The organism is Streptomyces sp. NRRL S-920, assembly GCF_000717945.1.
GTDB lineage: Bacteria > Actinomycetota > Actinomycetes > Streptomycetales > Streptomycetaceae > Streptomyces > Streptomyces alboniger.
The window spans coordinates 81,765-93,569 of record NZ_JODF01000031.1; the positions used below are offsets into that span (position 1 = coordinate 81,765).

Genomic DNA, 11,805 nt, shown 5'->3' on the forward strand with positions numbered 1-11,805 from the left:
CGCGGCCGCCGTACTCGAATCGTGAACTCGGCGGTGCGGAAAGGGAGTTGGTAGGTACCGGGGGAGCCGGGTGGGGGTGCGGCAAAGGGTCTGGCGCGCCCCGGGGCCCGGCTCCCGGAGTGCTGTCGCGGCAGGCGCCGCGGCCGTCGCCCGGACCGCGGTCGGCGATCCGCGCCGGGCATGGCAGTCTTGGGTCATGGCCGTGCAGATTAACCCCAGCATCCTGTCCGCGGACTTCGCCCGTCTTGCCGAGGAGGCGAAGTCCGTTTCGGGCACCGAGGGCGCCGACTGGCTCCATGTCGACGTGATGGACAACCACTTCGTCCCGAACCTCACCCTCGGCGTGCCGATCGTGGAGTCGCTGGCCCGCGCGACGGACACGCCGCTGGACTGCCACCTGATGATCGAGGACCCGGACCGCTGGGCTCCGCAGTACGTCGAAGCGGGCGCGGGGTCCGTCACCTTCCACGCGGAGGCCGCCGCCGCCCCCGTGCGCCTCGCCCGCGAGATCCGCGCCAAGGGCGCCCGCGCCTCCATGGCGCTGAAGCCGGCGACGCCCATCGAGCCGTACGAGGACCTGCTCCCCGAGCTGGACATGCTGCTGATCATGACGGTCGAGCCGGGCTTCGGCGGCCAGGCGTTCCTCGACATCATGCTGCCCAAGATCCGCCGCACCCGTGAGCTGATCAGCAAGCACGGACTCCAGCTCTGGCTCCAGGTCGACGGCGGCGTCTCGGCCTCCACCATCGAGCGCTGCGCCGAGGCCGGCGCCGATGTGTTCGTCGCGGGTTCCGCGGTCTACGGCGCCGAGGATCCGGCGGAGGCGGTACGTTCATTGCGTGCCCAAGCGGCGGCAAAGACCGCGTCAAGTGCCTGGGCGTGCGACCACTGAGCCACGGGAACGTGAACGCAGTCCCTCAGGGCTGATCAACTAGGCCGGATCTGCAAGGATGAACGGCGAACCCAGTTTGTGAACAGCAGTGAGGAGAGCGCCGTGTCGGCCATGTCGGCGGGTCGGTCAGCCATGCGGATGGGACCCGCGGAGCTGGTGCAGGCGGCGGCCATGGCCCGCCGCTTCTACCTCGAGGGCAAGTCCAAGATCCAGATCGCCGAGGAGTTCGGCGTGAGCCGCTTCAAGGTGGCCCGGGTCCTGGAGACCGCCCTGGAGCGGGATCTCGTACGCATCGAGATCCGAGTCCCGGCCGAGCTGGACGCCGAGCGCTCGGACGCACTGCGCGCCCGCTACGGCCTGCGGCACGCCGTCGTCGTCGAGTCGCCGGCGCCCACCGACGAGATCGAGGACTCGCCCGATCCCGAGAACCTCGGCGAGGTCGCGGCGGACCTGCTCGGCGAGCTGGTCAGTGAGGGCGATGTGCTCGGCCTCGCCTGGGGCCGCTCCACGATCCACATGGCGGCGGCGCTCGACCAGCTGCCGCCGTGCACGGTCGTGCAGTTGACGGGTGTCTACGACGCGGGGACCGCCGAGCGCGGCTCGGTCGAGGCCGTGCGCCGCGCCGCCCAGGTCTCCGGTGGCGAGGCCCACCCCATCTACGCGCCGATGCTGCTGCCCGACCCGGCCACCGCGGCGGCGCTGCGGAACCAGACCGGCATCGCCCGCGCCTTCGAGTACTTCGACAAGGTCACGGTCGCGGCGGTCTCCATCGGCTCCTGGGAGCCGGGTATCTCCACCGTCCACGACATGCTCAGCGACGAGGAGCGTGCGCATTACGCCTCGCTGGGAGTGGCCGCGGAGATGTCCGCGCACCTGTTCGACGCCGAGGGGCGTCGGGTCGGGCGGGATCTCGGGGAGCGGTGCATCACCGTCGAAGCGGACCGGCTGCGGCGTATTCCCGAGGTGGTCGCCATCGCGGGTGGGCAGCGGAAGGCTGCCGCCATTGACGCGGTGCTTCGGTCCGGGCTTGTCACCAGTCTGGTGACGGACACGGCAGCTGCCGATCAGCTGCTCGTCGCTGGGGCTGCGCCTCGGCCCGCGCTGGATCGGGCCGACCCGGACGGTAGCTGAGCGTCCGCGGGTCGTGGGGGCTGGTCGCGCCCGCGCGGCGGAGCCGCAAATGCCACAGCCCCGCGCCCCTTACGGGGCGTTGTGGCAGGGTCTTTCGCATGGTGACCCGGGTTGTTCCCCGCCTGTTGGGGGCGTTGCTCGTCTGTCTCTCGGTCCTGGTGGCCGGGTGTTCCTCGGACGCCGGGGCGAGCGCCCCCGCATGGGCCCGCGGTATGGACACCGTCCAGGCCGACCGGCTGCCCGGCGAGGCGCGGCGGACGTTGCGGCGCATTGATGACGGGGGCCCGTTCCCGTACGAGAAGGACGGCCGCGTCTTCGGCAACTTCGAGCGGGAGCTGCCCCGGCAGAAGCGCGGCTACTACCGGGAGTACACCGTCCGCACCCCCGGCGAGCGGGACCGCGGGGCCCGGCGGATCGTCACCGGGAGCGGCGGCGAGATCTACTACACCGACGACCACTACGCGTCCTTCAAGGCGGTGCTGAGGTAATGCCCGGCCGAACAGACAGCGCACCCGACCCCCTCGCCCCCGTGCTCGACGCCGCGCGCGGCGCCGGCTGGACCACCGCGGCGCTCTCCCTGGCCGGAGTGCGGGACAAGGCCGCCTTCATGGAGCGGTGCGCCCGCGACCTCGCGCTGCCCGACTGGTTCGGGCGGAACTGGGACGCGCTCGCCGACTGCCTCACCGACCTGTCGTGGGCGCCCCGCGCGCGTGGACGGCTGCTCGTCGTCTCCGGATGGCAGGAGTTCGCGCGGGAGGCGCCGGGGGAGTGGGAGGTCGCCCAGGAGGTGTTCTCCTCGGCGGTCGAGCACTGGCGGGGCGCGGAGACCGGCCTGGAGATCGCCCTCGCGCTCGGGCCCGTCGGCACGGAGCGTGGCGAGGGCTGAACCGGCTGTTCCGCTCGCGTCGCCTCTCGGGTGGCTCGTGGACGGCTCGTGGACGGCTCTTGGATGATCCGACCAACGCCCCCATGACCTGCCTGGGTGATCGTCCCAGGCGGCACAACCCCGGCGGCATGGGAGAATGAAGTACGTGCTTTTCCCTCGGCCTAACTGTCCGGGGGCCACCTCTGATCGACTGGGATGAGCAGCACGTGCGTTTCCTCAATGACATCCAGCCTGCGTACGACCTGACGTACGACGACGTCTTCATGGTCCCGAGGCGCTCCGCCGTCGGCTCCCGCCAGGGCGTCGACCTCGCCTCGCCCGACGGCACGGGCACGACGATCCCGCTGGTCGTCGCCAACATGACCGCCATCGCCGGGCGCCGCATGGCCGAGACCGTCGCCCGCCGCGGCGGCCTCGTCGTCATCCCCCAGGACATCCCGATCGAGGTCGTCACCGAGGTCGTCTCCTGGGTCAAGACGCGCCACCACGTCCTGGACACCCCGATCGTCCTGGCCCCCTCGCAGACCGTCGCGGACGCGCTCGCCCTGCTGCCCAAGCGCGCGCACAACGCCGGTGTCGTGGTCGACGCCGACCAGAAGCCCGTGGGCGTCGTCACCGACACCGACCTGACCGGTGTGGACCGCTTCACGCAGCTGTCCGAGGTCATGTCCAAGGACCTGCTGCTCCTGGACGCGGACATCGACCCGCGCGACGCGTTCAACAAGCTGGACCACGCCAACCGCCGGTACGCCCCCGCCGTGGACAAGGACGGCCGCCTCGCCGGCATCCTGACCCGCACGGGCGCCCTGCGCGCGACCCTCTACACCCCGGCCGTGGACGCCAACGGCGGCCTGCGCATCGCCGCCGCCGTGGGCATCAACGGCGACGTGGCGGGCAAGGCCAAGCAGCTCCTCGACGCGGGCGTCGACACGCTCGTCGTGGACACCGCCCACGGCCACCAGGAGTCGATGATCAGCGCGGTCAAGGCCGTGCGCGCGCTCGACCCGCAGGTCCCGATCGTCGCGGGCAACATCGTCGCCGCCGAGGGGGTCAGGGACCTCATCGAGGCCGGTGCCGACATCATCAAGGTGGGTGTCGGTCCCGGCGCCATGTGCACCACGCGCATGATGACCGGCGTCGGCCGCCCGCAGTTCTCCGCGGTGCTCGAATGCGCCGCCGAGGCCAAGAAGTTCGGCAAGCACGTCTGGGCCGACGGCGGGGTCCGCCACCCGCGTGACGTCGCCATGGCGCTGGCCGCCGGCGCTTCGAACGTGATGGTCGGCTCCTGGTTCGCGGGCACGTACGAGTCCCCGGGCGACCTCCAGCAGGACGCCAACGGCCGCCTGTACAAGGAGTCGTTCGGCATGGCGTCGGCGCGTGCCGTGCGCAACCGCACCAGCGAGGAGTCCGCGTACGACCGTGCGCGCAAGGCGCTCTTCGAGGAGGGCATCTCGACCTCCCGCATGTTCCTCGACCCGGCCCGGCCCGGCGTCGAGGACCTGATCGACTCGATCATCGCGGGCGTCCGCTCCTCCTGCACCTACGCGGGCGCGGCCTCCCTGGAGGAGTTCGCCGAGAAGGCCACGGTCGGCGTCCAGAGCGCCGCCGGATACGCCGAGGGCAAGCCGCTGCACGCCAGCTGGAGCTAGTCGCTGCGCTGTGCGGATCGCGTGAGATCTGCGGGTCGTGAGGGTTGGTCGTGCAGTTCCCCGCGCCCCTGAAAGGCGGGCCGTGTCCCCTTGAGGGACACGGCCCGCCTTTCGTGTTTCCGGGGCGGAACGCAACGGACGAAACGGACCGCGCAACGAACCGACGCGTGCGGCGGAAGAGCGCAATGATCCACCGCTGGTGCGCAAGGTTGCTGCATTACGGTCGGGAACCGTGGACTCTAGAGTCAGGCGCTGTACGTGGTGTGGCGGGGACTGCCTGCTCGGTGGGTCCCGTCTTCAGACACGGGTGCCACGGGTCCCTCGCCGCCCTGACCGGCAGCGATGAAGGAGCCAGCGCGTGCTCGACCAAGGCGCACCCCCGCAGAACCGCCCCAGCCCCCCGGGCGCCCCTGGCCTCGGCAGCCGTCTCATGCGCCGCAAGCCCGTCGAAGCCCTGGTCGCGGAGGGTGGCCAGGGCGAGGGTGGCTCGCTCCGGCGCTCCCTCGGCATGTGGCAGCTGACCATGATCAGCATCGGTGCCACGCTCGGCACCGGCATCTTCGTCGTCCTCGGCGAGAGCGTCCCCAAGGCCGGGCCCGCCGTCACCATCTCCTTCGTGATCGCCGGCCTCACCGCCCTCTTCTCCGCCCTCTCCTACGCCGAGCTGGCCGGTTCCATACCGGTCGCGGGATCCTCGTACTCATACGCGTACGCAACGATGGGTGAACTCATCGCCTGGGTCTGCGGCTGGTGCCTGGTCCTGGAGTACGGCGTATCGGTCGCCGCGGTCGCGGTCGGCTGGGGCGAGTACCTCAACGAACTGCTCGACGGGACCATCGGCGTCACCATCCCCGACGCGCTCTCCGCGGCGCCCGGTGAGGTCGACGGCGCGATCATCAACCTGCCCGGCCTGATCGTCGTGCTGCTCGCCATGGTCTTCCTGCTCGGCGGGGCCAAGGAGTCGGCGACGGCCAACACGGTCATGGTCATCGTGAAGATCGCCGCGCTCGTGCTCTTCTGCACCATCGGCTTCATGGGCTTCAAGTCCGGCAACTACTCCGACTTCATGCCGCTCGGCACGGCCGGCGTCAGCGCCGCCGCCGCGAGCCTCTTCTTCTCGTACATCGGCTTCGACGCCGCCTCCACCGCCGGTGAGGAGGCCAAGAACCCGCAGCGCGACCTGCCCCGCGCCATCATGCTGTCGCTGATCATCGTCACGGCGCTGTACGTCCTGGTCGCCGCGGTCGCCGTCGGCGCCTGGAACTGGAAGGACTTCGAGGGCTCCGAGGCCACGCTCGCCGCGATCATGAACGACGTCAGCGGCCAGAGCTTCTGGGGCACGCTGCTCGCCGCCGGCGCCGTCATCTCCATCGCGTCCGTCGTCCTGACCGTCCTCTACGGCCAGACCCGCGTGCTGTTCGCCATGTCCCGCGACGGCCTCGTGCCCAAGGCGTTCGGCAAGGTCAGCAAGAAGACCGGCACGCCCCGCGTGAACACCGTCATCGTCTCGCTGTTCTGCGCCGCGCTCGCGTCGGTCGTCCCGCTCGGCAAGCTCGTCGACGCCACCAGCATCGGCACGCTCTTCGCGTTCGGCCTGGTCAACATCGCCGTGATCGTGCTGCGCCGCACCCGCCCCGACATGCCGCGCACCTTCCGGGTGCCGCTCGGCTGGCTCTTCCCGGTGCTCGGCTTCGGCTTCTGCGCGTACAACATGTTCAGCCTCGACTCCATCACCTGGACGGTCTTCGGTGTCTGGATGGCCGTCGGCCTCGTGTTCTACTTCCTGTACGGCATGAGCCGCTCCCGATTGGCCACAGCAGAGAAGTGATCCACCCCCCGTGCGACTGAACGATCTCGACGAACGCATTGTGCACGCCCTCGCCGAGGACGCCCGCCGCTCCTACGCCGACATCGGCCAGCTGGTCGGACTCTCCGCGCCCGCCGTGAAGCGGCGCGTGGACAGGCTGCGGGCGACGGGCGCCATCACCGGGTTCACCGTGCGGGTGGACCCCGCGGCTCTCGGCTGGGAGACCGAGGGGTTCATCGAGATCTACTGTCGCCGCAACACCTCGCCGGAGGCGATCAAGCGAGGGCTTGAGCGCTATCCGGAGGTCGCGTCCGCGTCCACCGTCACCGGGGACGCGGACGCGATCGTCCAGATCTTCGCCGCGGACATGCGGCATTTCGAGCGGGTGCTCGAACGGATCGCGGGGGAACCGTTCGTCGAGCGGACGAAGTCCGTTCTGGTTCTCTCGCCGTTGATGCGGCGCTTCTCCTCGGGGTCCCCGGCCTAGGGCGTGTCCGTAAAGTCGCGTCGTTCGCCCGGAGGGCGGGCGTCGCGGCGTCCGGTGCGTGCTCTCGGCGTGGCGGCCGGAGGCCCTCGTACTGGGCGTACTTGGGCTTTCGGCCGATGCGGCGAGAGTGCGTGCCGGGCGTCGCGACGCAGGCGGGACTTTACGGACACGCCCTAGGGCGGGCCGGCTTCCAGCTTCTAGTTCCCGGTGCGGCTGCGGTCGCCCGTCGGGTACGGGACCTTCCACGGGAGCACCTGGAAGTCGCCCGTGCCCGTCCGCACCTTCTCGTGCGGGGCCGAGCTGGTGCACTTGGGGAGGTTCTTCGTGCCGTCGGGGCCGCCCACGCCCGCCCAGCTGTAGCCCACGCGGTCCGTCCTGCCCAGGTCGTGGACCGTGAAGCCCACCCGGCCGCCCTTGATCTCCTTGATGTTCGTGTCGGTGATGATGCCGGTCGTCGTGGCGACCTTGCCGCCCGTCATCAGGCAGTCGATGCGGCCCTTCGCCCAGCCGCCCTTGCCGCCCGGCCTGTCGAGGTGGACGAAGCGGAAGGTGCCGGTCGCCTTCGCCGGGTCGCCGTTGTTCCTCGCCGCCAGATGCGCGTCGAAGGTGAACGTCACGTCCTCCGTGGTCTTGCGGTACATCTTCGCCGAGCCGGTCAGCGCCGCGGCCTCGCGCTTCTCGGCCCGCTCGGCGCTGTGCGGCGCGGAGGCCGACCTGTCGGTGCGTGCGGCGTCCTTGTCGGACGCGACGGCCGCGCCGGTCGCCCCCGCGGTCATCAGGAGCGCGGCGCCCACCGCCAAGGCGCGGTGGCGGCTGAGGGAACGGTCGGTGTTCGTACGGCTCATGGCAAACCCTCCGTCTGCGAGGCGTTCACCCGGTCTCTCCGGGCACCCGCTCTCTTGGGTGGGACCACGCTCTCGCGGAAGCGGGGTCCGGCACGTCCGGCCACGGGCGGCACCCGGTCTCCGCCGCATGGCGGGGGAAGCCGCGCCGGGCCTGCGCCTGTGGGCTGACGCGCCTGATACGTGAGGGGCATGGGTGCGGGTGGTGAGGTGCGCGGGCCTGGGGGGTGAGGCGTGGCGGGCCCGGATGGTGGGGCGCGCGGCCCCGAGAAGTGCGGCGTGTGGTTCCCCCGAGAAGTGCGGTGCACGGCCCCCGAGGGCGGCGCGGGCTCCGGGAAGTGCGGCGTACGGGCCTGGGTGGTGAGGTGCGCGGCCCCTCGAGAAGCGGGCGCGCCGGTCCAGCTTGCCGTGCGCGGTCATGGGCAGTTCGTTAGGGACGAGCACGGCGGCCGGGCGCGGGTGGTGAGGTGCGCGGGCCCGAGTGATGAGGCGTACGGGCCCGGATGGTGGGGCGCGTGGCCCCGAGAAGTGCGGCGCGTGCCCCCCCCGCGAAGTGCGGTGAATGGTTCCCGAGGGCCGCGCCCTGGCTCCGGGACGTGCGGCGCGCGGGCCCCGAGAAGTGCGGCGCGCGGCCCCTGACACGCGAGGTGTCCGGCCCCCATCGCGTGGCGCACGGACCCGTGCGCAATGAATCGCCGCTCCGAGCCCGCCACGCGCAACAGATCGTGCGGCTGCCCGCAACGGTCGAGCCTTGTCCCGGTGCGGTCGCCGACCGTACGGTCTAACGGACCCCACCTGCCCCTTCGTACGCCCTGAGGATCAGCCATGCCTGCGCTGCGCACCGCCCTGCTCCAGAGTTCCGGGCAGCTCGGATCCGTCGCCGAGAACCTCACGGCGCTCGACGAGGCCGCGGGCCGTGCCGCCGCCCAGGGGGCGGGGCTGCTCGTCGCGGCCGAGCTGTTCCTCACCGGGTACGCTATAGGTGATGACGTGGCCCGCCTCGCGGAGCCCGCGGACGGAGCCTCCGCGCAGGCCATCGCCGAGATCGCGGTCCGCCACCAGGTCGGCGTCGCGTACGGCTACCCCGAGCGCGAGGGCGAGGTGGTCTACAACTCCGTGCAGCTGATCGGCCCCGACGGGACCCGCCTCGCGAACTACCGCAAGACCCACCTCTTCGGCTGCTTCGAGCGCGACGCCTTCACCCCCGGTGAGCAGCCCGTCGTGCAGGCCGAGCTGGGCGGCGTACGCATCGGCCTCATGATCTGCTACGACGTGGAGTTCCCGGAGAACGTCCGCGCGCACGGCCTCGCGGGCACCGACCTGCTGGTCGTCCCCACCGCGCAGATGCACCCCTTCCAGTTCGTCGCCGAGTCGGTCGTGCCGGTGCGCGCCTTCGAGAACCAGATGTACGTCGCGTACGTCAACCGCGTCGGCCCCGAAGGGGAGTTCGAGTTCGTCGGGCTCTCCACGCTGGTCGGCCCCGACGGTGTGGCGCGCGCCCGCGCGGGCCGCGGCACCGAGCTGGTCATCGGCGACGTCGACCCGGACTTCCTGAGCGCGTCCCGCGAGACCAACCCCTACCTGCGCGACCGCCGCCCCGGCCTGTACGCGTCCCTCGTCTGAGCCCCGCCCCCCACCTGACTTTTCAGTTCCGTGCAAGGAGTCCGTACCCCATGACGTCCACGGTGCCCACCGCCATCCAGCACACCGACGCCCAGCCGCCGATCACCATGTTCGGCCCGGACTTCCCCTACGCGTACGACGACTACCTCGCGCACCCCGCGGGCCTCGGCCAGATACCCGCGACCGAGCACGGCACCGAGGTCGCCGTCATCGGCGGCGGGCTGTCGGGCATCGTGGCCGCGTACGAGCTGATGAAGATGGGCCTCAAGCCCGTCGTGTACGAGGCCGACCAGATCGGCGGGCGCCTGCGCACCGTCGGGTTCGAGGGCTGTGACGGCGACCTGACCGCCGAGATGGGCGCGATGCGCTTCCCGCCGTCCTCGACGGCGCTCCAGCACTACATCGACCTGGTGGGCCTGAAGACCAGGGCGTTCCCCAACCCCCTCGCCGAGACGACCCCCTCGACGGTCGTGGACCTCAAGGGCGAGTCGCACTACGCCGAGACCGTCGCGGACCTGCCGCAGGTCTACCGCGACGTGGCCAAGGCGTGGGCCGACTGCCTGGAGGAGGGCGCCGACTTCTCCGACATGAACCGCGCCCTGCGCGAGCGGGACGTGCCGAAGATCCGCGAGATCTGGTCGAAGCTCGTCGAGAAGCTCGACAACCAGACCTTCTACGGCTTCCTCTGCGACTCCGAGGCCTTCAAGTCCTTCCGCCACCGCGAGATCTTCGGCCAGGTCGGCTTCGGCACCGGTGGCTGGGACACCGACTTCCCGAACTCCATCCTGGAGATCCTGCGCGTCGTCTACACCGAGGCCGACGACCACCACCGCGGCATCGTCGGCGGCAGCCAGCAGCTGCCCCTGCGCCTGTGGGAGCGCGAGCCGCAGAAGATCGTGCACTGGGCACCCGGTACGTCCCTGAAGTCGCTGCACGAGGGCGATCCCAGGCCCGCCGTGACCCGCCTGACCCGTACCGCGGGGAACCGCGTCACCGTCACGGACGCCTCCGGTGACATCCGCACCTACCAGGCGGCGATCTTCACCGCCCAGTCGTGGATGCTGCTCTCCAAGATCGAGTGCGACGACTCGCTCTTCCCCATCGACCACTGGACGGCGATGGAGCGCACCCACTACATGGAGTCCTCCAAGCTCTTCGTGCCGGTGGACCGCCCGTTCTGGCTGGACAAGGACGAGGAGACCGGGCGTGACGTCATGTCGATGACGCTCACCGACCGCATGACGCGCGGCACCTACCTGCTCGACGACGGGCCGGACAAGCCCGCCGTCATCTGCCTCTCCTACACCTGGTGCGACGACAGCCTGAAGTGGCTGCCCCTGTCGGCGAACGAGCGCATGGAGGTCATGCTCAAGTCGCTCGGCGAGATCTACCCGAAGGTCGACATCCGCAGCCACATCATCGGCAACCCGGTGACGGTCTCGTGGGAGAACGAGCCCTACTTCATGGGCGCCTTCAAGGCGAACCTGCCGGGCCACTACCGCTACCAGCGGCGCCTGTTCACCCACTTCATGCAGGACCGCCTCCCCGAGGACAAGCGCGGCATCTTCCTCGCGGGCGACGACATCTCCTGGACGGCGGGCTGGGCCGAGGGCGCGATCCAGACCGCGCTGAACGCCGTATGGGGCGTGATGCACCACTTCGGCGGCGCCTCGGACACCACGAACCCCGGCCCGGGGGACGTGTACGACGAGATCGCGCCGGTCGAGCTGCCGGAGGACTGACCCCGGGCGCTCGCGCTCAGTCCGGGAGCGGGGTGAGCAGGATGCGCCCCACCAGGCCCACCGCTCCGTCGAGTCGCTGCGCGAACTCCTCCGCCACGCCGGGCAGTTCGCGCAGCGCCCACAGGGTGCGGGCCGCGGCCCACGCGCCGTCCCGGGCCCGCTCCAGGCTCCAGGAACCCGCCAGGTGCGTCAGCGGATCGCCGATCTGGAGGAGGTCGGGGCCGGGCATCAGCTCCTCGCGGATGCGCTCCTCCAGCGTGACGAGGATGTCTCCCACGCGGTCGAACTCGTCCTCCAGGTCGGCCGGTTCGCAGCCGAGCGTGCGGCAGGCGTCCACGAGGGCGAGCGCCAGATCGTGGCCGATGTGCGCGTTGATGCCCGCGAGGGCGAACTGTAGGGGGCGTACGCCGGGATGGCGCCGGTACTGGAAGAGCGGGCGCCAGCACGCGGGCGGCCTGCGCCCGTCCGCCGCGGCGTCGACGGCCGCCAGATAGCGCTCGGCGAACCGTACGCCGAGCGCGGTCGCGGCCCGGGTGTCGGCGAAGGCGCCCAGGCCGATGCTCCGGTGGACCTCCTCGGTGACCGAGAGATAGACGCGGTTGAAGACGGCCACCCCGTCGCGCGGCGGCCAGTCGTCGCCGAGCGCGCGCATCCGCGCCACCACACCGTCGACCCCGCGCCGCGGGCCCCTGGTCTCTGCGAACCGCTCCAACTGCGCCATGGGGGCAGGGTCCCAGCACCGGGCC

The 11,805-nt window shown here is 71.2% G+C and carries 11 protein-coding genes; 9 read left to right on the plus strand and 2 right to left on the minus strand.

The genetic code is table 11. The features are described 5' to 3' along the window. Positions 1-196 precede the first annotated feature (196 nt). The 7 genes from rpe to IG54_RS0122520 all read left to right on the plus strand — a co-directional run bounded on the left by rpe (position 197) and on the right by IG54_RS0122520 (position 6,852). Entirely contained in the window at positions 197-892 is a 696-nt protein-coding gene (gene rpe, locus IG54_RS0122490) for a ribulose-phosphate 3-epimerase (protein ID WP_030787287.1), read from the plus strand. Between the two features lie 78 nt (positions 893-970). Then, positions 971-2,023 carry a sugar-binding transcriptional regulator gene (locus IG54_RS0122495; RefSeq protein WP_037897561.1) on the plus strand — a complete coding sequence of 351 codons (1,053 nt, stop codon included), beginning with the start codon at positions 971-973 and terminating at the stop codon, positions 2,021-2,023. Positions 2,024-2,121: 98 nt separating this feature from the next. Continuing rightward, positions 2,122-2,511 carry a ribonuclease domain-containing protein gene (locus IG54_RS0122500; RefSeq protein ID WP_030787295.1) on the plus strand — a complete coding sequence of 130 codons (390 nt, stop codon included), beginning with the start codon at positions 2,122-2,124 and terminating at the stop codon, positions 2,509-2,511. Next, complete coding sequence (locus IG54_RS0122505) at positions 2,511-2,909, plus strand: barstar family protein (RefSeq protein WP_037897562.1); 399 nt, start codon at positions 2,511-2,513, stop codon at positions 2,907-2,909. Before IG54_RS0122500 ends, IG54_RS0122505 begins: the two co-directional genes overlap by 1 nt. Before the next feature lie 206 nt (positions 2,910-3,115). Continuing rightward, the gene (locus tag IG54_RS0122510; RefSeq protein ID WP_030787302.1) at positions 3,116-4,558 is read left to right on the plus strand and encodes a GuaB1 family IMP dehydrogenase-related protein; all 1,443 of its coding nucleotides are present in this window, start codon (positions 3,116-3,118) and stop codon (positions 4,556-4,558) included. 358 nt (positions 4,559-4,916) lie between these two features. Next, positions 4,917-6,386 carry an amino acid permease gene (locus IG54_RS0122515; RefSeq protein WP_030787307.1) on the plus strand — a complete coding sequence of 490 codons (1,470 nt, stop codon included), beginning with the start codon at positions 4,917-4,919 and terminating at the stop codon, positions 6,384-6,386. A 10-nt stretch (positions 6,387-6,396) separates the two neighbouring features. Then, positions 6,397-6,852, plus strand: coding sequence for an Lrp/AsnC family transcriptional regulator (locus tag IG54_RS0122520; RefSeq protein WP_030787310.1), 456 nt, complete (start codon positions 6,397-6,399; stop codon positions 6,850-6,852). 197 nt (positions 6,853-7,049) lie between these two features. Here the strand turns inward: IG54_RS0122520 and IG54_RS0122525 are convergent, their stop codons facing one another. Then, complete coding sequence (locus IG54_RS0122525; RefSeq protein ID WP_030787313.1) at positions 7,050-7,697, minus strand: hypothetical protein; 648 nt, start codon at positions 7,695-7,697, stop codon at positions 7,050-7,052. Positions 7,698-8,519: 822 nt separating this feature from the next. Here IG54_RS0122525 and IG54_RS0122530 point away from each other — a divergent pair. Together IG54_RS0122530 and IG54_RS0122535 are read left to right on the plus strand one after the other, a co-directional pair. Then, complete coding sequence (locus IG54_RS0122530; protein WP_030787316.1) at positions 8,520-9,317, plus strand: carbon-nitrogen hydrolase family protein; 798 nt, start codon at positions 8,520-8,522, stop codon at positions 9,315-9,317. Between the two features lie 50 nt (positions 9,318-9,367). Further along, positions 9,368-11,059 carry a flavin monoamine oxidase family protein gene (locus tag IG54_RS0122535; RefSeq protein WP_030787318.1) on the plus strand — a complete coding sequence of 564 codons (1,692 nt, stop codon included), beginning with the start codon at positions 9,368-9,370 and terminating at the stop codon, positions 11,057-11,059. A gap of 16 nt (positions 11,060-11,075) precedes the next feature. On the opposite strand, the gene IG54_RS0122540 is transcribed toward IG54_RS0122535, so the two are convergent. Further along, on the minus strand, positions 11,076-11,780 hold the full coding sequence (locus IG54_RS0122540; RefSeq protein ID WP_030787321.1) for a DUF5995 family protein: 705 nt from the start codon (positions 11,778-11,780) through the stop codon (positions 11,076-11,078). Between the last annotated feature and the right edge of the window lie 25 nt (positions 11,781-11,805).

Coding starts and splice junctions, on each gene's coding strand:
- rpe (WP_030787287.1), top strand. CDS start 197: ATGGCCGTGCAGATTAACCCCAGCATCCTGTCCGCGGACTTCGCCCGT.
- IG54_RS0122500 (WP_030787295.1), top strand. CDS start 2,122: ATGGTGACCCGGGTTGTTCCCCGCCTGTTGGGGGCGTTGCTCGTCTGT.
- IG54_RS0122505 (WP_037897562.1), top strand. CDS start 2,511: ATGCCCGGCCGAACAGACAGCGCACCCGACCCCCTCGCCCCCGTGCTC.
- IG54_RS0122525 (WP_030787313.1), bottom strand. CDS start 7,697: ATGAGCCGTACGAACACCGACCGTTCCCTCAGCCGCCACCGCGCCTTG.
- IG54_RS0122530 (WP_030787316.1), top strand. CDS start 8,520: ATGCCTGCGCTGCGCACCGCCCTGCTCCAGAGTTCCGGGCAGCTCGGA.
- IG54_RS0122535 (WP_030787318.1), top strand. CDS start 9,368: ATGACGTCCACGGTGCCCACCGCCATCCAGCACACCGACGCCCAGCCG.
- IG54_RS0122540 (WP_030787321.1), bottom strand. CDS start 11,780: ATGGCGCAGTTGGAGCGGTTCGCAGAGACCAGGGGCCCGCGGCGCGGG.